18 protein-coding genes are annotated in these 19,541 nt (G+C 69.0%); 13 read left to right on the top strand and 5 right to left on the bottom strand.

All coding sequences use genetic code 11. The annotated features are described in order from the left end of the window. The first annotated feature begins 393 nt into the window (after nucleotides 1–393). The gene (locus tag PO605_RS00090; RefSeq protein ID WP_047473128.1) at nucleotides 394–792 is read left to right on the top strand and encodes a hypothetical protein; all 399 of its coding nucleotides are present in this window, start codon (nucleotides 394–396) and stop codon (nucleotides 790–792) included. Between the two features lie 64 nt (nucleotides 793–856). Then, a complete protein-coding gene (locus tag PO605_RS00085) occupies nucleotides 857–1,747 on the top strand; it encodes a LysR substrate-binding domain-containing protein (protein WP_016450106.1) in 891 nt (296 codons plus the stop codon). Nucleotides 1,748–1,927: 180 nt separating this feature from the next. Here the strand turns inward: PO605_RS00085 and PO605_RS00080 are convergent, their stop codons facing one another. Continuing rightward, nucleotides 1,928–3,316, bottom strand: coding sequence for a hypothetical protein (locus PO605_RS00080; RefSeq protein WP_272205746.1), 1,389 nt, complete (start codon nucleotides 3,314–3,316; stop codon nucleotides 1,928–1,930). Nucleotides 3,317–3,461: 145 nt separating this feature from the next. Between PO605_RS00080 and PO605_RS00075 the strand changes: the two genes are divergently transcribed. Both PO605_RS00075 and PO605_RS00070 read left to right on the top strand, forming a co-directional pair. Continuing rightward, the gene (locus PO605_RS00075) at nucleotides 3,462–4,391 is read left to right on the top strand and encodes a LysR family transcriptional regulator (RefSeq protein ID WP_012203818.1); all 930 of its coding nucleotides are present in this window, start codon (nucleotides 3,462–3,464) and stop codon (nucleotides 4,389–4,391) included. Nucleotides 4,392–4,394: 3 nt separating this feature from the next. Continuing rightward, nucleotides 4,395–5,324, top strand: a complete 930-nt coding sequence (locus PO605_RS00070; protein ID WP_272205745.1) for a tripartite tricarboxylate transporter substrate binding protein — start codon at nucleotides 4,395–4,397, stop codon at nucleotides 5,322–5,324. Nucleotides 5,325–5,387: 63 nt separating this feature from the next. Here PO605_RS00070 and PO605_RS00065 read toward each other — a convergent pair whose 3' ends face one another. Continuing rightward, nucleotides 5,388–6,251 (bottom strand): DMT family transporter, encoded by an 864-nt coding sequence (locus PO605_RS00065; RefSeq protein WP_012203816.1) that lies wholly within the window; start codon nucleotides 6,249–6,251, stop codon nucleotides 5,388–5,390. Nucleotides 6,252–6,374: 123 nt separating this feature from the next. Between PO605_RS00065 and PO605_RS00060 the strand changes: the two genes are divergently transcribed. Then, nucleotides 6,375–7,754: an aminotransferase-like domain-containing protein gene (locus PO605_RS00060; protein ID WP_034368759.1), complete on the top strand. Its 1,380-nt coding sequence runs from the start codon at nucleotides 6,375–6,377 to the stop codon at nucleotides 7,752–7,754. Here PO605_RS00060 and PO605_RS00055 read toward each other — a convergent pair. Then, on the bottom strand, nucleotides 7,751–8,338 hold the full coding sequence (locus tag PO605_RS00055) for a TetR/AcrR family transcriptional regulator (protein WP_047472662.1): 588 nt from the start codon (nucleotides 8,336–8,338) through the stop codon (nucleotides 7,751–7,753). The two genes, PO605_RS00060 and PO605_RS00055, sit on opposite strands and share 4 nt — an antisense overlap. 95 nt (nucleotides 8,339–8,433) lie before the next feature. Here PO605_RS00055 and PO605_RS00050 point away from each other — a divergent pair, with 95 nt between their 5' ends. The 5 genes from PO605_RS00050 to PO605_RS00030 all read left to right on the top strand — a co-directional run bounded on the left by PO605_RS00050 (nucleotide 8,434) and on the right by PO605_RS00030 (nucleotide 15,993). Next, complete coding sequence (locus PO605_RS00050; protein ID WP_272205744.1) at nucleotides 8,434–9,630, top strand: MFS transporter; 1,197 nt, start codon at nucleotides 8,434–8,436, stop codon at nucleotides 9,628–9,630. Between the two features lie 171 nt (nucleotides 9,631–9,801). Next, nucleotides 9,802–12,312 (top strand): TonB-dependent siderophore receptor, encoded by a 2,511-nt coding sequence (locus tag PO605_RS00045; RefSeq protein ID WP_442874687.1) that lies wholly within the window; start codon nucleotides 9,802–9,804, stop codon nucleotides 12,310–12,312. Nucleotides 12,313–12,387: 75 nt separating this feature from the next. Beyond that, on the top strand, nucleotides 12,388–14,556 hold the full coding sequence (locus PO605_RS00040; protein ID WP_047472843.1) for a TonB-dependent receptor: 2,169 nt from the start codon (nucleotides 12,388–12,390) through the stop codon (nucleotides 14,554–14,556). A gap of 100 nt (nucleotides 14,557–14,656) precedes the next feature. Then, nucleotides 14,657–15,799: a PepSY-associated TM helix domain-containing protein gene (locus tag PO605_RS00035; RefSeq protein ID WP_047472842.1), complete on the top strand. Its 1,143-nt coding sequence runs from the start codon at nucleotides 14,657–14,659 to the stop codon at nucleotides 15,797–15,799. Continuing rightward, a complete protein-coding gene (locus PO605_RS00030) occupies nucleotides 15,796–15,993 on the top strand; it encodes a hypothetical protein (protein ID WP_016450117.1) in 198 nt (65 codons plus the stop codon). The genes PO605_RS00035 and PO605_RS00030 overlap by 4 nt, the downstream gene beginning before the upstream one ends. Nucleotides 15,994–16,017: 24 nt before the next feature. Here the strand turns inward: PO605_RS00030 and PO605_RS00025 are convergent, their stop codons facing one another. Together PO605_RS00025 and PO605_RS00020 are read right to left on the bottom strand one after the other, a co-directional pair. Next, nucleotides 16,018–16,830 (bottom strand): Hpt domain-containing response regulator, encoded by an 813-nt coding sequence (locus PO605_RS00025; protein ID WP_272205743.1) that lies wholly within the window; start codon nucleotides 16,828–16,830, stop codon nucleotides 16,018–16,020. Then, the gene (locus PO605_RS00020) at nucleotides 16,827–17,477 is read right to left on the bottom strand and encodes a response regulator (protein ID WP_047468581.1); all 651 of its coding nucleotides are present in this window, start codon (nucleotides 17,475–17,477) and stop codon (nucleotides 16,827–16,829) included. Before PO605_RS00020 ends, PO605_RS00025 begins: the two co-directional genes overlap by 4 nt. 113 nt (nucleotides 17,478–17,590) lie before the next feature. Between PO605_RS00020 and PO605_RS00015 the strand changes: the two genes are divergently transcribed. The 3 genes from PO605_RS00015 to PO605_RS00005 all read left to right on the top strand — a co-directional run. Further along, nucleotides 17,591–17,962: a response regulator transcription factor gene (locus tag PO605_RS00015; RefSeq protein WP_017407052.1), complete on the top strand. Its 372-nt coding sequence runs from the start codon at nucleotides 17,591–17,593 to the stop codon at nucleotides 17,960–17,962. Then, a complete protein-coding gene (locus PO605_RS00010; protein ID WP_016454269.1) occupies nucleotides 17,962–18,132 on the top strand; it encodes a hypothetical protein in 171 nt (56 codons plus the stop codon). The genes PO605_RS00015 and PO605_RS00010 overlap by 1 nt, the downstream gene beginning before the upstream one ends. Nucleotides 18,133–18,147: 15 nt before the next feature. Continuing rightward, a partial coding sequence (locus PO605_RS00005; protein WP_272205742.1) for a PAS domain-containing protein occupies nucleotides 18,148–19,541 on the top strand: 1,394 nt, incomplete at its 3' end.

Here is a 19,541-nt window from a genome sequence, read left to right as displayed (position 1 = left end):
CGAGTCAGATCACGAAGCAGTCCTGTCCTTCGGCAGGACTGCAACCCCGCAGGCGGCCCGACGCAGGCGCTGACATACGGGGAGCTTGCTCGGGCCTTCGCTGCGCTCGGCCTGGTTTCTTGATACGCAGCCGTTAAACTTGCGGCAGGCCGAAAGGCTTGGTGTGTCGTAACACCAATACAGAGGTGCGGCCCCCACCTTGAAGGGGGCTTTGTCATGTCCAGATTCCTGGGGCAGATGCGTCGTCGCGCGTCCGTCTCCAACGGTTTTGGACGGGATGGGCTTACCCGCAAGGATGGCCGCACGTCTGTATACGTGTTACGAACATCCCGTCCACCCGTTGCCCGTCGTACGGTGGCGTGTGGTTCTCTTGATTCATACAGGAACCAAGACATGCACCCTCTCACCGCCGCTCAGGCGGCCCCTCCCCAACCACCTTTTCTTCCCACCTGGCGGCAGGCCATGCATGCCTCGCTGGGCCTGGTGCAGAGCACGCTGCAGCAGTTGATCGAACTAATGGTCGACGATCCCGACAGGGACGACAGCGAAGTCGATGTGGACTGCGCCGTGGAGCTGGCGCTGGAGCACATCAAGCGCATGAGTGTCCAGCAGCATGCGGACCGCTATGCCTTCGAGGTCGAGTGGATCAAGGCAACGGCGGCGCTGCGGCTGGCGCAGGGCGCTTTCGGGCGGCCGGAATCACGCTTTGGCCTGCGGCTCAAGGATGCCATCCAGCAGCTGGAGATGCTGCCGGAGCTGGTGGAGTTCGTGGACCAGGACGACGGCGAGTGAACTGTGCGGCGTGCCCGTATCTCTGTGAGAAACTGGCCCGCCGAACACCCCCTTGCCTTCACCCATGGAACTGCGCCAGCTGCGCTACTTTGTCGATATCGCCAAGACCGAGCACCTGACGACATCGGCCAGGAACCTCTATGTCACGCAGTCCACGCTCTCGCATGGGCTGCGGCAGTTGGAGGAGGAGTTGGGCATGGCGCTGTTCGAGCGCATTGGCCGGGGGCTGAAGCTGTCGCAGGCCGGCGTGGTGTTCCGCAACTATGCGGAGCGTGCGCTGCATGAGGTGGAGGCCGGGCGCATGGCGCTGGCCGACCTCAGCGAGCTGCAGACCGGCACGCTGACCATCGGCGTGATTCCCACCTTCCTCAACACCCTGGTCGCCCCGGCCGTGGCGGCTTTCATGCGCGCCTATCCCAAGGTCAACGTGGTGGTGATCGAGCTGCTGGCCCCGCCCGTGGAGCAGGGATTGCTGGACGGCAGCCTGGACCTGGGCGTGAGCTTTCACCCGCCCCAGCGCGCCGAGCTGGACGCGCTGCCGCTGTTCGACGAACGCATGATGCTGCTGGTCAACCCATCGCATCCGCTGGCCGGGCGCCGCACGCTGTCCGTCAAGTCGCTGGCCGGCGTGCCCCTGGCCCTGCTGCCGCGCACGTTCTACACGCGCAGCCTGATCGAGGACGGGCTGCGCACCGCAGGCGTCACGCCCTTGCTGCGCGCGGAAATGGGATCGGTGGAATCGCTGATCGCGCTGTGCCGCTGGGGCGACATGGCCACCATCGTCCCCGAACGCGCCGCCCAGCAGGCCACGGACATGGTGGCCATCCACCTGGTCGCCCCCCAGCTCATCCGCACCGCCGGCCTGCTGTGGCGTCGCGGTGCGAGCTACAGCGCAGCGGCACGCGAGTTCGCGGCGCAGCTGGCACCCGCCACAAGAACAAACATGCCCCGCTAAAAAAACACCAGGCCGAGCGAAGCAAAGGCCCGAGCCAACTCCCCGTATGTCAGCGCCTGCGTCGGGCCGCCTTTTCTTGGCCTACGTTCTTTTGGCGAAGCAAAAGAAGGTAGGTCGGCTGCCGGGCCGAGACCCGGCCTCGAAAAAACACCACCCGGCAGGGTCAAAAACAAGACCCACTCAAGGAAGCACAGGCCGCGACCTCTCAGGCACCCGCACACTCAACGCAGCCGGCACATAAGCCGCATCAAAACTACACCCCACCCCAAACTTGGCCTCATTAGCAGAACAGGCCGCAGCAATCCCAGCCGCAGTCGGCTTCACCCCCGCCTCCACCCACTGCATCAACGCAGTCATCAAGGTGGGATAGGTCGCATCGCTGATATAGCTGTGCGTCCCCTGCCGCGTAAAGGTCTGCACCAGCCGGTCTCCACTGCCGCCCTGCTGCATCACCGCACGAAACCGCGCATCCAGCTCCACGAAGGCCGTGGGGTCGCTGATCCACTTGGCCGAGAGGACCGGCACGCCAATCTTGCCCACGGGGTCGGTGTCATCGGCGAACTTGCGGTAGGCCGCAGGGTCGGCGCGGTAGCGCAGCACGCCGGCATTGAGCGCGGCATCGTCGGCCGAGCCCGCATAGACCGCACCCTCGTTGCCGAAGGGGCTGGCGCCGCCCGTGCGCTTGGCCGAGATGTCCTGGAAGTGCATGGTGCCCCAGTTCATGTGCGACTGGATGGCGCTTTCGGGGATCTTGATGACCTTGGTGATGGTGTCGATCTTCGCCTGCTGCGCGGCCGTGCGCTGGGCGGCGGGCTTGTCCAGCGCCAGGCATTCGTTCACGCGCAGGGCCACGTCGGCCTGGCGCATCTTGGCGTCAGCGGGCAGGCCCAGGTTGAGCGCGTACTGCGGCTCATTGGGGCGCGGGTGGTTGCCGCACAGGTACTGGTAGACCACGCGCAGATCGGTGCGGAAGTCATAGGCATGGGTGCCGCCGCCCAGCACGCCGCTGGTCAGCAGCACGCCGTCGTAGGGGCGCTCGCCCACGGTCTGCTCGTTGAACATTTCCGCGCCCTTGGCGGCCACGCCCGCACCCCAGGACTGGCCGTGCAGGATGGTGCGCTGCGGCTTGGCCACATGCTGGCGGAAGATGCCGCGCAGGCGCTCGGTGTCCTCGGCGGCGGCGCGCACTTCCACGCCGCCCTGGCGGTAGGTGGAGCCAGCCCAGGCATAGCCTGCGCGCACCATGATGGACCAGCGCACCAGGTCTTCGGCCGCACGGTCGGCGGTGGGCGCGGCCAGGTCCGGGCCGCCGTGGGCGTGCAGCACCAGGGTGCCGTTCCACTGCGCGGGCTTGGCGATCAGGTAGTAGGCGCCCTTGGAGTCCTGCCCGGCCCAGCAGCTGATGCCCGCAGGAATCTCGGCGGGGCAGGCCGTGCTCTTGGGAGCGGTCTCGATGGAGGTGACCGGCCCGTGCAGCACGGCCGAGCCGCCGCCGCAGCCGGCCAGGGCGAGCGCGGCCAGCAGCGAGGCGCTGGCGGGACGCATTGGGAAATACGCGGATGCTTGCATGTCTTGTCTCCTGTCTTGGCTTCTTGTTGGAAGTCACCTGCCGCGCCGCGGCAAGCGGTCGCATCGGTGACTGGATGGGATTCTGTAGAGGCTTGTCCAATATTTCAAAGATTTTTAGGATATCGGCTGGATACTTTTCACATATATGGAACTGCGCCATCTCCGTTACTTCCTGGCCGTGGCCGATACCGGCCACATCACGCGCGCGGCCGAGCTGCTGGGCATGCAGCAGCCGCCGCTGTCGCAGCAGATCCGCGCGCTGGAGGAGGAGCTGGGCATTGCACTGTTCCGGCGCCACCCCAAGGGCGTGGACCTGACCGACGCGGGCCTGGAGCTGCAGGGCGAGGCCACGCGGCTGCTGGCCGACTTCACCGCCATGCGCGACCGCATGCAGGCCTTTGCGCGCGGCGAGCGCGGGCGCATCCATGTGGGCTTCACCAGCTCGGCGGCGGCCCATGCCTTCACGCCCGAGGTGCTGCGCCTGTGCCGTGGCCGCCATCCCGACATTGCGCTGGATGTGAGCGAGAACAATGCCGCCGAGATCACCGAGGCCGTGCAGGCCGGGCGCATGCACTGCGGCTTTCTGCGCGTGCCGGTGGCCCGGCCCGAAGGCCTGGTTTTCGAGACGCTGCTGCAGGAGCCCGCGCTGCTGGCCATTCCCGTGGACCACCGGCTGGCGCGCGATGCATCGCGGCCCGTGGCGCTCAGGCAGCTCGATGGCGAGCGCCTGATCCTTGTGCGGCGCACGGGCGCGCCGGGGCTGTATGCGAACCTGCTGGCGCTGTGCGCCCGGCACAAGGTACAGGTGGAGGTGGCCGCCGAGGTGGAACGCATGATGACCAATGTGAACCTGGTGGCGGCGGGCGTGGGCCTGTCCATCGTGCCGGCCTCGGTGCGCGGCGCCCATCCCGAGGCCGTGGTCTACCGCGCCTTCGAGCCCGCCGTGCGGCTGAGCGCCCCGCTCACCCTGGTGCACCGCGAGGCCGGCACGGAAACCGGCGGCGCAGGACCCGCGGCCACCTTCATCGCCCTGGCGCGCGAGCTGGCGCAGCGCCACCAGGCGCCGGGCGGCTGAGGCATGCGGGCACCGCAAGGCACCGATACCGGCCGGCGCGCCCTGCTGGCGGCGGCTGCCTGCGCGCTGGCCTGGCCCGCCCAGGCATTGCCGGCCCGGCCCGCCTGGCCGGGCGCCAGCGTGCGGATCGTGGTGGCCTACCCCGCAGGCGGTGTCAGCGACATGGTGGCCCGCGCCCTGGCCGAGCAACTGGCGCAGCAATGGGGCACGGCCGTGATCGTGGACAACCGCCCCGGCGCCAGCGGCACCGTGGCGCTGGAGCTGCTGGCGCGCAGCGCGCCCGACGGCCGCACCCTGGTCTTTGCCGCCGCCACCGCCGTGGGCCTGGCCGCAGCCTCCGTGACACCCGTGGCCGGCGTGATGCGCACGCCCATGCTGCTGGTGGGCACGCCGGCGCTGAAGGCCGCAGATTTCGAGGGCATGCTGGCCGAGGCGCGCGGCATGCCCGGCGGCATACGCTGGGCCACCACGGGCGAGGGCACGACGGGCCACGCCGTGCTGCAGCGCATAGAGCAGGCCACGCGCATTCCCATCGTGCATGTGCCCTACAAGGGCGGGGGCCAGCAGCTCAACGATGCGCTGGCCGGGCATTTCGAGCTGCTGTCCACCAATGTGGCGCCGCTGCAGCTGCAGGCGCTGCGCGCGGGCCGCCTCAAGGCCCTGGCCGTGGGCGCGCCGCAGCGGCTGGCAGCCCTGCCCGATGTGCCCACGCTGGCGCAGCTGGGCCATGCGCAGGCCAACCTGGATTCGCTGTTCGGCCTGTTCGCGCCGCCGCAGATGGCGCCAGCGCTGGCCCAGCGCATCAATGCCGCGGTGGCCCAGGCGCTGCGCGCGCCGGCCATCCGCAGCCGGCTGGAGGCGGCCAGCAACCAGCCGTTCGAAGGATCTGCCACGGAGTTCGCGCAGCAGGTGATGCGCGAGGCCGGGCGCTGACCGCCCTGCATCGCTCCCCCCGCACCACGCCCTGCACCACGCCCTGCACCACGCCGGACGGGCTCAGCGCGCGTACTTCTTGGCCCCGGCCACGCAGACCACGGCGGCCATGGTGACCAGCACCATGCCCCAGCTCACCTGCTCGTGCAGCAGCAGGGCCGCCAGGCCCAGGCCCATGAAGGGCTGCAGCAGCTGGATCTGGCCCACGGCCGCAATGCCGCCCTGGGCCAGGCCCCGGTACCAGAAGACAAAGCCGATGAGCATGCTGAACAGCGAGACATAGGCCAGGCCCAGCCATGCGGGCCGGCCCACATCGGCCAGCGATGCCGGCATGCTGAGCAGGGCGGCCGGCAGCATGACGGGCAGGGCCAGCACCAGCGACCAGCTGATGACCTGCCAGCCGCCCAGCGTGCGCGACAGGCGCGCGCCCTCGGCATAGCCCAGGCCGCAGACGATGATGGCGGCCAGCATGAGCAGATCGCCGCGCAGCGAGCCCCCGGCCCCGCCCACGGCCGCATAGCCGGCCACGAAGGCCGCGCCCGCCAGCGAGAACAGCCAGAACGCCGGGCGCGGGCGTTCGCCGCCGCGCAGCACGGCGAACACGGCCGTGGACAGGGGCAGCAGGCCCACGAAGACGATGGAATGCGCCGAGGTGACGTACTGCAGCGCCAGCGCGGTCAGCAGCGGAAACCCCACCACACCGCCCAGCGCACTCAGCGCCAGTGAAGGCATGTCGGCACGCGCGGGCCGGGGCTGGCGCAGCGCCAGCAGCATGGCCAGGGCCAGCAATGCCGCGATGCTGGCGCGCGCACAGGTCAGGAAGGTGGGGTCCAGGTCGGCGACCGCCACGCGGGTGGCCGGCAGCGATCCCGCAAAGATCGCCACGCCGATGAATCCGTTGATCCACCCGCTGCTTGTCTTGTCCATCAAAAAGCTCCTTGGTTTGCAGCAGGCAGTGGGCCATTGCACGGCCGGATCTTCCATAGACAGTCCAATACAATTCAAAAGAACTGTTATGCACACAAATCCACTACAGAAGAGAGAGCAGCCATGCGCAGCGGCACACGCATCCAGGCGGTGATGGAAGAGATCCAGTCGCGCATCGCCGCGCGCACCTGCCTGCCCGGCACGCGCCTGCCCTCGGTGCGCGCGCAGGCGCAGGCCATGCAGGTGTCGGTGTCCACGGTGGTGGAGGCCTATGAGCGGCTCGCGGCCGAGGGGGTGATCGCCTCGCGCCCGGGCTCGGGCTTTTATGTGGCGGGGCCGGTGGCGCCGCTGGCGCTGGGCGGTATCGGGCCGCGCGTGGACAGGGAGGTCGACCCCCTGTGGCTGGCCCGCCAGTCGCTGCAGGCAGATGCCCACGCGCTCAAGCCGGGCTGCGGCTGGCTGCCGCCTTCATGGCTGTACGAGGAAGGCGTGCGCCGCGCGCTGCGCTCCCTGGCGCGCTCGGGCACGCTGGAGCTGACGGAGTACGCAACGCCGCTGGGCCACCCGGCACTGCGCCGCCTGCTGGCGCGGCGCATGGCCGCCATGGGGCTGGAGACCTCGCCCGAGCAGATCCTGCTGACGGAGTCGGGCACGCACTCCATCGACCTGGTCTGCCGTTTCCTGCTGGAGCCCGGCGATACGGTGCTGATCGACGACCCCTGCTATTTCAATTTCCATGCGCTGCTCAAGGCGCACCGCGTGCAGGCCGTGAGCGTGCCCTACACGCCGCAGGGGCCCGACGTGGCCCGGTTCGCCGACGCGCTGCAGGCGCATTCGCCACGCCTGTACATCACCAATTCGGCCATCCACAACCCGACGGGCGCCACGCTGTCGCCACTGGTGGCGCACCGCATCCTCAAGCTGGCCGACAGCTCGGACCTGGTGATCGTGGAGGACGACATCTTCTGCGACCTGGAGACCCATGCGGCGCCCCGGCTGGCGGCCTTCGACGGCCTGTCGCGCGTGATCCAGATCGGCAGCTTCTCCAAGACGGTGTCGGCCTCGCTGCGCTGCGGCTTCATCGCGGCGCGGCCCGACTGGACGCAGGACCTGGCGGACCTGAAGATCGCCACCAACTTCGGCGGCGGGCGCATGGCCGCCGACATCGTGCTGCGCACGCTGACCGACAGCGGCTACCGCAGGCACATGGAGTCCGTGCGGCTGCGGCTGGCGCAGGAGATGGAACGCACGGCCGCGCGGCTGCAGGCCCTGGGCATGAAGCCCTGGCTGGTGCCGCAGGCCGGCATGTTCCTGTGGTGCCAGTTGCCCGGGGGCATGGATGCCACGGCGCTTGCGCGCACCTGCCTGGAAGATGGCGTGGTGCTGGCGCCCGGCAATGCCTTCAGCCAGTCGCAGAGCGCAGGCGATTTCCTGCGCTTCAATGTGGCGCAGTGCTCGGATGCGCGGATCTTCGAGGTGCTGGCGCGGGCGCTGAAGGGCTAGGCCGGTTCAGCCTGCAGCAGGCCGCGCACCCGTGCCTGCACGTGTTCCAGGGACGGCGGCAGGTCGAACAGCACGCGGTAGACGATGGGCGCGGCCAGCGCGTCGATCAGGGTGTCCGCAGCGGGCATCGCCTCGCCACGCCGCGCTGCGCGCTCGCCGATCTGCGCCAGTTGCCCGCGCAGGATTTCCACGCAGGCGCAGGGCGTGTGCTCGTTGCCCGCTGCGGCGGCCATGTCGCGCAGCATGGTGCGGCCCAGCGGCGAGGCCGATTCCTCCAGGAACTGCTCGGCCCAGGCCAGCAGGTCGCCCTCCAGCGTGCCCGTGTCCAGCGGCGGCGCCGTGGGCCGGATGATTTCCACGGCCACATCGGCCAGCAGCTGCTGTAGGTCGCCCCAGCGCCGGTAGAGGGTGGACGGCGTCACGCCCGCCTGGGCGGCGATGAGCGGAAAGCTCAGTTCCTCGCGCGGCATGGTTTCCAGCAGGCCCTTGACGGTCTGGTAGACCGTGGCCTGGATGCGCGCGCTGCGTCCGCCGGGACGGGCGGGACCGCCTGTTTTAGAAAGGGATGGGACTTGCGTGCTCATGGTTATTAAAGCTAAAAATTTGCGTTAGCAGCGCACAAGCGCAGAATTCGCTAACGCAAAAACTTTGCATTAATTGTGCAGCGGGGCTCTTAACCATGTCGGTACTGCAACCATCCAACTCCACTCCCGCTGCCCGGCCCGGCCGCAGCCTGGCCGTCCTGGCCTTCGGCCTGGGCAGCTTCTTCGCGGCCTCCAGCGCGCCCACGCCGCTGTACCGGCTCTACCAGCAGGACTGGGGCTTTTCCTCGGGCATGCTGACCCTGGTCTTCGCGGTCTATGCGCTGAGCCTGCTGCTGGCCCTGCTCACCACGGGCGCGCTGTCGGACCACCTGGGCCGCAAGCCCGTGATCCTGGCGGCGCTGGTGCTGGAGATCGTCTCGCTGGCGGTGTTCGCCCGCGCGGGCGACGTGCAGGCCCTGGTGCTGGCACGCGTGCTGCAGGGCTTTGCCACCGGCATGGCCAGTGCGGCCATGGGCGCGGCGCTGCTGGACCTGCACCGCGAGCGCGGCACGCTGGTGAGCACCATGGCGCCCATGGTCGGCATGGCGGCGGGCATTGTCGTGGCGGGCGAGTTCGCGCAGCTGTGGCGCCAGCAGCTGGGCCTGGTGTTCTGGCTCATGGCGCTGATCTTCGTGGCCGTGGCCGCCGCCATGGCCGTGCTGCCCGAGACGGGCGCGCGCCGCCCCGGCGCACTGGCCGCCATGCGCCCGCGCGTGCGTGTTCCGGGCCAGGCCCGGGCCGACTTCATGCGCGTGCTGCCCATGAGCATCACGGTGTGGGCGCTGGGGGGCTTTTACCTGTCGCTGGGCCCGTCGATGATCCGCTCGGTCACGGGCTCGGAGGTCGCTGCCAGCTTTGCCGTGTGCATCAACACGCTGAGCGCCGCCGCCGCCATCTGGACGCTGCGCAGCCGCGCGCCGCGCGCCATGCTGCAGTTCGGCGGCAGCGGCCTGCTGGCCGGGGTGGCCCTGCTGCTGGTCGGCGCCCATCTGCAAAGCCTGCCCCTGGTGCTGGGGGCATCAGTGGTGGCGGGCGCGGGCTTCGGCGTGGGCTTCCAGGGCGCGCTGCGCAGCGTGATCCCGCTGGCCGAGCCGCACGAGCGCGGCGCCCTGATCTCGGCCATCTACATCGCCAGCTACCTGGCGTTCAGCATGCCGGCCATCGCGGCGGGCATGGCCGCCGCGCGCTTCGGCTTGTTGCCGGTCACCTATGCCTACGGCCTGATGCTGATGCTGTTCGCGGGCCTGGCGCTGGCGGGAACGCGCCAGCCCAGGCCGGTGGTGGTGTCCTGATGCGTTGGCTGGAAAAATAAAACCATAGCAATCCAGCCTTACTCCACCTGATGATCAACGGGAAATAAGGGAGAAAATCTCAGCGGCAGCGCAAAAAAAGTCCAGCGGAACTTGCAGGATGGGCAGGGCTTGTTCGGCATACGGGGAGTCACGCCACTTTTCCCAGCCACCATGCCACGCCCGAACTCCCGACAGCCCCAGCACGGCTGCCCCGCCGCCCCGGGGTGGCGTGCGTCCAGGGGCAGCGCCGTGCTGCTGGCAATCGCGCTGCTGCTGGCCGCTGCGGCGCCGGCACCCTCCCGGGCGGCGTCGTCAGCCCAGGCGGCGCAGCGCAGCTTTTCCGTTGCCGCCGGACCTCTCGCGCATGTGATCGCCCAGTACGCCAACCAGGCCGGTGTGGCGCTGTCGTTCGATGCGGCCCAACTGGGTCGGCGGCAGTCGCCGGGCCTGCAGGGCCGCTATGCCGTGGACGATGGTTTTGCGAGGCTGCTGGAGGGCACGGCGCTGCAGGCCGTGCGCGAGTCCAGCGGCGTCTATACGCTGCGGCCGCTGCCAGCGGCGGCCTCGGGCATCGGCGGGCAGACGCTGGGCACGGTCACGGTCCGGGCCACGGCGCCGGCCAGTGCTACGACCGAGGCATCGGACAGCTACGCGGCCAGCCTGGTCACGGGCTACAAGGGGCTTCAGTCGGTGCGCGACATCCCGCAGCCCGTGACCGTGCTCACGCGCCAGTGGCTGGACGAGCAGGCCCTGCCCGACCTGCATGCCGTGCTGCAGCACACGCCGGGCGTGACGGTGGAGTACATCGACAGCGAGCGCATCGCCTATTACTCGCGCGGCTACCAGATCGATTCGCTGCAGGTGGACGGGCTCAATGTGAACCAGGTGGCCTCGGCCTCCACCTTCATCCAGCCCGATACGGCCATGCTGGACCGCGTGGAGGTGCTGCGCGGCGCCACGGGCCTGCTGCGTGGCGCGGGCTCGCCCTCGGCCATGGTGAACATGGTGCGCAAGCGGCCCACGGCGCAATGGCAGGGCTCGGCCGCGCTGACGCTGGGTTCCTGGGACCGCCAGCGCATGGAGGCCGACCTGTCCGGCCCTCTGAACGCAGCCGGCACGCTGCGCGGCCGGCTGGTGGCGCTGGCGGACGACAAGGCATCGTTCCAGACCGCGCGCAAGGAAAAGCGCCTGGGCCTGTACAGCGCGCTGGAGGCGGACCTGGGGCCGCGCACCACGCTCACGGCCGGCCTGCAGCACACGGACCTGCAGGCCACGGGCTCCTGGGGCGGCCTGCCTGCCGCCGCCGACGGCAGCCAGCTCGGCCTGCCGCGCAGCACCTACCTGGGCACGCCCTGGAATACCTGGGACCGCCACAACCAGCAGGCCTTTGCCGAGCTGGAGCACCGGCTGGACAGCGGCTGGCAACTGAAGGCCCAGGCGGCGCACACGCGCTTTCGGTCGGACGGGTTCAAGCAGACCTCGTTTTCCAGGGCCAGCGACAGCAATCCCTACCTGTTCGACGTGAGCACCTCCATCTATGGCGGCGACGGCAGCACGCAGAACGCGCTGAGCCTGCTGGCCAGCGGCCCCTTCGAGGCCCTGGGCCGCAGGCACGAGCTGTCGCTGGGCGCCGACCTGCAGCGCATCCGCAGCACGGGCGCCACGGGCTACTGGGGCGTGAGCCCGCTGCGCAATGTGGACATCCGCGGCTGGAATCCGTACACCAGCTACCCCGAGCCCTTCTACAGCGAGGGCAACGGCAACGCCTATTCATCGCCCGTGTCCCACATCCACCAGTACGGCGGATTCGCGCGGGCCCGGCTGTCGCTGACCGACTCGCTCACCGCGATTGCCGGCGCGCGCCTGAGCTGGTGGAGCTATCTCGAACCCGGCAATGCCCAAAGCGGCTACAGCGTGCGCCGCGAGCTGACGCCCTATGCGGGCCTGGTGCATGCGCTGTCGGACACGCTCGACGCCTATGCCAGCTACAGCGAGATCTTCAGCCCCCAGGACAAGAAGGCCGCCGACGGCAGCATCCTGGCGCCCGCCCGGGGCGAGGACCTGGAGGCCGGGCTCAAGGGCAGTTTCATGGACGGCCGGCTGCAGGCCAGCGTGTCGTTGTTCCGCATCCAGCGCGTGGGCAGCGCCATGCAGGACACGGCATCGGCCATGCCCTGCCTGCCGTGGTACCCGACCAGCCACTGCTTCATGGCCGGCGGCAAGAGCCGCAGCCAGGGCTGGGAGCTGGAGCTGTCCGGCGAGCCCGCGCCGGGCTGGCAGGTGCTGGCCGGCTACACCTACACCTACGCCAGGTACCTGCGCGACGCCTCCGAGGCCAACGTGGGCCAGCCGCTGCGGCCCGTGGACCCGCGCCATGCGCTGCGCCTGTTTGCCAGCCACCGCTTCAAGGGGCCCTTGCAGGGATGGACCGCAGGCGCCGGCGTGCGGCTGCAAAGCGATGCCTACGCCAGCGTGGGCGATGTCACCACCCGCCAGGGTGGCTATGCGCTTTTTGACGCGCTGCTGGCCTACCGCCTGGACGACACCTACTCGCTGCAGCTGAACGTGAGCAACCTGCTGGACAAGCGCTACTACGCCAAGTTCTCGCCCAACAGCACCTACTTCAACAACTACTACGGCGATCCGCGCAACGTCACGGTGTCGCTGCGCGCGCGCTTCTAGGGCCACGGCCGGCCTGCCCTCCTTTCCCTGTTTTTCTTCCCCGGTTTTTCTTCACGGTTTTTCCAACCTTTGCACATGACTGCCATGACGCACCCCAGCACTCCTGCGGACTTCCGCTTCGCTCCCCACCCCCTCACGCGCCTGATCCGCCAATGCCTGGGCGCCGGCCTGGCCCTGGCCGCCGTGGGCGTGGCGGCCCAGACGGCCGAGGGCCCGGCCCTCAAGGAGGTGACGGTGAGCGACCAGGCCGAGGCCATCGGCGGACTGCAAAAGACCTATGCCGGCGGCCAGATCGCGCGCGGCGGCGACCTGGGCATCCTGGGCAAGACCGACCAGATGAACGTGCCCTTCAGCACGACCAACTACACCTCGGAGCTGATCGAGAACCAGCAGGCGCTGACCATCGCCGACGTGGTGATGAACGACGCCTCGGTGCGCACGCTGCAGGCGCGCGGCGGCTATGGCGATGACTTCCAGGTGCGGGGCTTTTCCCTGTCCATGCGCGATGTGTCGGTGAACGGCCTGTACGGCCTGTCGCCCTCCACGCGACTGCCGCTGGAGGTGATCGAGCGCGTGGAAGTGCTCAAGGGCCCCGGCTCGCTGACCAATGGCGTGGGTCCCAGCGGCAGCATCGGCGGCAGCATCAACGTGGTGACCAAGCGCGCGGGCGACGTGCCGCTGAACCGCCTGACCGCCACCTACATGGGCAAGGCCCAGTTCGGCACCCACCTGGACGTGGGCCGCCGCTTTGGCGAAGACAACCAGTGGGGCGTGCGCGTGAATGGCGTGTGGCGCAACGGCGAAGGCAATATCGACGGCGGCCGCCAGCGTCTGGGCCTGGCCTCGGTGGGGCTGGACTACGAAGGCCAGGGCCTGCGCTGGTCGCTGGACGCGCTGACCACCAGCGGCAAGACCACGGAATTCCGCCCGCAAAGCGCCTTCCTGGCCGGCATCACCCAGGTGCCCGCCGTGCCCGACAGCCGCATCAACTTCAACCCGGGCACGGAGCTGCTGGACAAGGCCAAGACCGTGATCTCGCGCGTGGAATACGACATCAACGCCAACACCTCCGTCTACGGCGGCGTGGGCTACAGCGATGTGTCCAGCGACCAGAGCTTCCCCACGGCCGTGCAGCGCATCGACTCGCTGGGCAACTTCACGGTGCGCAACGGCTTCTACGACGAGTTCAACAAGACCACCTCGGCCGACGTGGGCCTGCGCACGCGCTTCAGGACCGGCGCCATCGGCCACACCGTGGTGGCCGCGGCCAACTACATGGACCGCGAGAGCGGCTACTTCTACCAGCTGACCACCAAAGCCGTCCCCTCCAACATCTACAACCCGTCGCCCCTGCCTGCCATCGACTTCGTGCGCGGCGCGCCCACCAAGAACGCCGAGCTGACGCAGCACAGCCTGGCGCTGGCCGACACCATGGCGCTGTTCAGCGACCGCGTGCTGGTGACCGTGGGCCTGCGCGACCAGACCATCGACCAGAAGAACGCCAGCGGCACCACGCTGTACAAGGCCAGCGCCGTGACGCCGCTGGCCGGCGTGGTGTTCAAGCCGCAGAACCATGTCGCGGTCTACGCCAACTACACGGCAGGCCTGTCGGCAGGCGGCACGGCCGGGCCCAACACGGCCAATGCCGGCCAGGTGTTCGCGCCGCAGAAGTCCAAGCAGTACGAAGTGGGCGTGAAGGTGGACTGGGGCCGCATGACCACGCAGGCCGCGCTCTACCAGATCCAGCGCCCGGGCTCCATGACGGACCCGGTGACCAATGTCTACAGCTTCGGCGGCGAGACGCGCAACCGCGGCCTGGAGCTGACCGCCTACGGCGAGATCCACAAGGGCCTGCGCCTGCTGGCCAGCGCGGCCTTCAACAACGCCAGGCTCTCGCGCACGGCAGGCGGCGTGAACCAGGGCAACGATGCCAACGGCGTGCCCGAGCGCACCTTCAACCTGGGCCTGGACTGGGATACGCCCTGGGTGGAGGGCCTGAGCCTGAACGGCCGCGTGATCCACACCTCGTCCATGTACTACGACGCGGCCAACATCCTGCGCATGCCCGGCTGGACACGCCTGGACCTGGGCGCACGCCTGCGCACCCACGTGGCCGGCAAGCCGGTGGTGCTGCGCGCCAGCCTGGAGAACGTCAGCAACAAGAGCTACTGGGTGACTGCCGCCGGCTACACCACCACGGGCGCGCCGCGCACGCTGATGCTGTCGGCACAAGTGGACTTCTAAGCCCCCGGCAACCGGCAACCGCCCCGCCCCCGGCATGGCGCCGGGGGCGCGGTGATGGCGGGGGCCGCAGGCCCCCTTCTGTCAGAGAAAAGAACACCCCATGCAAAGCCACACGATCAAGACCTGGGCCTGGTTGCACAAATGGAGCAGCCTGGTCTGCACCGTCTTCATGCTGCTGCTGTGCCTGACCGGCCTTCCGCTGATCTTCCACCACGAAATCGGCCACCTGCTGGGCACCGAGGTGGAGGCCCCGCCCATGCCCCAGGGCACGCCCCATGCCAGCCTGGACAAGGTGCTGGAGGTGGCCCGTGTCCAGCACCCGGACCGCGTGGTGCAGTTCGTCTCCAAGTCCGACGACACCGACGACCTCTGGTTCGTCACCATGACGCCCACGCCGGCGCCCACGGACGATTTCCGCTCCGTGGTCATCGATGCGCGCACGGCCGAACTGCTGGCCCAGCCGCGCTTCGACCAGGGCTTCATGTGGGTCATGTTCAAGCTGCACGTGGACCTGTTCGCGGGGCTGCCGGGCAAGCTGTTCCTGGGCTTCATGGGGCTGCTGCTGCTGATCGCCATCGTCAGCGGCGTGGTGCTGTACGCGCCCTTCATGCGCAAGCTCGATTTCGGCACCGTGCGCCGCACGCGCCAGCCGCGCCTGAAGTGGCTGGACCTGCACAACCTGCTGGGCATCGTCACGCTGGTGTGGCTGTTCGTGGTGGGCGCCACCGGCATGATCAATACCTGGGCCGACCTGCTGATCAAGTACTGGCAGCATGACCAGCTCAGCAGCGTGCTGGCGCCCTACCAGGGCCAGGACACGGTGCCGGTGGCGGAGCGCGCCTCGCTGCAGCAATCGCTGCAGGCCGCCCAGCAGCAGGTGCCGGGCACCAGGCTGTACTTCATCGCCTTCCCCGGCACCACGTTCTCCAGCCCGCACCACCACACCTTCTTCCTGCGCGGCAACGAGCCCCTGACCTCGCGCCTGTTCCTGCCCGTGCTGGTGGACGCCAGGACCGCCCAGGTCACGGCCGCGCCCGCCCTGCCCTGGTATCTGACGGCGCTGCTGGTGTCCCAGCCGCTGCACTTCGGCGACTACGGCGGGCGGGCCATGCAGATCCTCTGGGCGTTGCTGGACATCGCCAGCATCATCGTGCTGGGCACCGGCCTGTACCTGTGGGTCAACAAGGGCAAGAGCCTGCCGGCCGCGCAGCCCGCGCCGCGCGGCAAGGAGGTCTCGGCATGAGCGGCGCGCGACACCGGGGCTTTCTCGCACTCTGGGGCTGGCCCATCGCGCTGGGCGTGCTGACGGCCATCGGCCTGGTCTCGGCCCTGTTCAGCGACGGCGGCCTTGGCGACATGCTGGCCGGCGTCTGCCTGGCCGTTCCCACGGCGGCAGGGATCTGGCATGGATGGCTGCGGCGCAGGCCGCCGGGCTGAAGCCGGGGCAGGCCGGCACGGCGCTCAGTCGCGCCGGTCGCGCTGGCCTGCGCTTTCCAGCAGCTGCTGCAAGGCTGCGCCCAGTGGCCGCCAGACATCGGCGACACCGGCCCAGTCGCCGGCCAGGCAGGCCTGCTCCAGGCTCCTGGTCAGTCCGCTGGCCCGCTCCTGTCCCAGCAGGCGCAACACGCTCTGCAGGCTGTGCGCCTGCCTGCGCAGGGCCATGGCGTTCTGCTCCGCGATAAGGACCTCCATCCGGGCGATATCGTCGGGCAAGTGTGCAAGGCAGATGTCACGGTAGCTGTGGAACAGGCCTGCGTCGCCACCAAAGAAATTGGCAATGGCGAGCGCGTCCGACGGCGCATCCGGTTGCGCATCCGGTTGCACATCCGATCGCACATCCGGCTGCGCATCGGCGCCCTCGCCCGTCCCGGCCTCCTGCCTGGGAGGGGGAGGCGGCGCATGCTGCTGGAGCACCGACTCCACGCAGTCCACCAGTTGCGCCACCGACACCGGCTTGAGCAGCACGCGCCACACCTTCAACTGCTCCAGCTGCAGCGCAACATCGGCCCGCACGCCGGCACTGAAGACCACGGCGCAGCAGCCCGCCTGCGGCGAGCGGCGCAGCCACTCGATCAGCTCCACGCCGGAGGCGCCGGGCAGCATCAGATCGGTGATCAGCAGGGCAAAGGGCTGGGTTTGCAGCAGTTGCTGGGCCTGCTCCGCACTCGTGCAGGACACCAGCGTGAGGGGCAGGCCCTCCAGCGCCAGCGCAACGAACCGCGCAATCGAGGCATCGTCCTCGACCAGCAGGACCGCAGGAAGGGGCGCGTTCACGCCGCCGGCCCGCCCAGCAGCCCGCCCAGCGCTTCGGGCAGCTCCTGCACCAGCTGGGGCTTGTGGATCACGCGCACGCCGCCCAATGCGAAGGCATAGGCCTCGCGCTCTGACGCCTCCAGCGAGGTGACCACCAGCAGCTTGCAGCGCGCGAACTGCTCATGGGTGCGCAAGGTGGTGATCAGGGCGGCGCCATCGATGTCGGGCAGCAGGATGTCCACCAGCAGCACATCGGGCTGGATCTGGCCGTACAGCGCCATGCCCGTGATCCCGTCGTTCGCCACATGCAGCTGGACCTCGGGAAAGTGACGCTGCACCAGCATGCGCACCAGATTCTGGAAGTGCACGGAGTCCTCGATCAGCAGCACGCGCTGCCCGGTGCCCGATCCCGCCTGGGCAGAGGCCGGCGCCTGTGCCACCGCTGGTGCGCCGGGCACCCCGGGCGCTGCGCGCTCGCCCTGCCTGCTGCGCCAGCGCTCCACGGAAGCGCGCGTAATGCGGCGATGGCCTCCGGGCGTCTTCCAGGCCTCCAGCTCGCCGCGATCGACCATGAGCTGGACCGATCGCACGGCCATGCCCAGCAGCTTTGCCACCTCGGCAGTCGTGTAGTGCGGAATTTGGCCTGATGGGGTGCTGTTCTCGGACATGGCAGCAATTTTGCATCAAATACGATTGAAAAATTCAATATAAATTTGATGAATTTGATATTTATGATTTAACCTCACGCAGCCCCCTTCAACTGCGTTGTGAAAGGTCCGCCATGAAGAAGATACTGATCGTCGAAGACCAGGCCGACATCCGCAAACTGCTGCGCATGACGCTGGAGTCCGGCGCCTACGAGGTCATGGAGGTGCCCACCGCCGACGAAGCCTGGGCCGTGGCCCAGCGCAACAAGCCCGATATCGTGCTGCTGGACATGATGATGCCCGGCACGCTGGACGGCCTGGAGGTGTGCTGTCGCATCAAGACCTCCTACGATCTGCGACATACCCTGGTGGTGCTGCTCACCGCCCGGGACAGCGCAGAGGACCGCGAGGCGGGCTTCAATGCGGGCGCCGACGAATACCTGGTCAAGCCCTTCAGCCCGACCCGGCTGCTGCAGATCCTGGCCAGCCTTGAAAGGAGCGACTGATGATGATGCGCGCACGGGAGACCGGCCGCGTGGACCTGTCCATGGCAGACGGCCCGTCCAGCCGCAGGCTGGCGGGCGGCTGGCACTGGACGCAGGCGTTCGCGCCGGCCCGGCCCGTTCCTGTGCCGCACGACGGGTTGACCGCCATCGTCGCGCCCCGGAATTTCTGATGGAGCATCTTCATCATGTCTGATCGAGCTACCGCGCATCATTTCCTGGGTGCCGGACGCAGCGCCCACATCAAGGCACTGGTGCTGACCTTTGCCCTGTGCGTGCTTGCCGGGCTGGTGCTCTTCGTCTGGAGCCAGCTGCACGCCGAGGCCGACCAGAGCAAGTCCCAGGCCGCACTGCTGGCGCGCGTGCTGGAGGACCAGACGGCCAAGACCTTCGAGAACACCGAAATGGCCCTGTCCAGCCTGGCGCACCACCCCGCCATCCTGGCCGCCGGCAGCACGCGCAGCACGCGCGAGGCCGCCATGGCCCAGCTGATCGCCCAGCTGCCCTACCTGCGCAGCATGGCCCTGCTCGACGACAAGGGACTCATCCTGGCCAGCACCCAGGCGGGCGAGGCCGGCCAGCAGATCGACATGCAGGAGCTGCTGCACGACAAGAGCGCTGTCGTCGTGCCCGGCAAGCCCCTGCTGGGCCGGCTGGTGCCCGGCCGTGGCCTGTCGGCCCTGGCGCCCCGCGCGCACCCGTCGCCGCGCGGCGTATCGTTTCTGCCGCAGCTGCTGGGCTTTCACCAGGACAACGGCATGCCCGCCGTGCTGGTGGCCCTGATCAACCCCGACGCCGTGGCCAACTTCTACCAGGCCACGCTGGAGATCCTCAGCTACGAGGCCGTGCTGCTGACCTACGACGGCCGGCCGCTGGCCAGCACCAATGCGGGCACGGGCGTGCAGGCGACCGCCGTGCTGCAGACACCGCTGTTCCGGCAGTGGCTGCCGCACAGCGAATTCGGCTCCTACATCGGCGCGGGCATGCTCGGCTCCCATGAGATCGTGTCGTTTCGCACCGTGCGCAACTGGCCCCTGCTGCTGGTGGTGGAGGAGCCCTACGCAGCCCTGGTGGCGCGCTGGAGGGATGACGCCTTCGCCTTCTTCGTGGCCGGCGTGGCCCTGCTGGCCCTGGTGCTGGGCCTGAGCTGGTCGGTGCTCAAGACGCGCAGGGAGCAGAAGACGGCACAGCAGGCCATGGAGCAGGCCCAGGCGCGCCTGGCGCGCAGCGAGCACGAGATGGCCGTGCTCATGCGCAGCGTGCAGGAGCTGATCTTTCGCACCGACAGCGAGGGTCTGCTGACCTTCGTGAACGCGCGCTGGGAACAACTGACCGGCCAGCCCAGCTCCGAGGCCGTAGGGCAGCCGCTGGAGAACATCGTGGACGGCCCGTACCGCGCGCAGATCCAGGCCCTGCTCGATCCCCTGGCCCGGCTGGCGCCGCGCAACTGCCAGGCCATGTTCCAGCTGCCGGGCCACCGGGAAATACTCTGCGACATCGCCGTGGTCCCCCTGCTGCGCGACGGCCGGCTCGTGGGCTTCGCGGGCAGCGCCGTGGACGTGACGGCCCGCTGGAAGGCGCA

Origin of the sequence: Delftia sp. DT-2, assembly GCF_028401915.1 — a bacterium.
Taxonomy (GTDB): Bacteria; Pseudomonadota; Gammaproteobacteria; order Burkholderiales; family Burkholderiaceae_C; genus Comamonas; species Comamonas tsuruhatensis.
The sequence above is the reverse complement of the archived record's forward strand: the minus strand, read 5'-3'. Positions and strand labels throughout refer to the sequence as shown.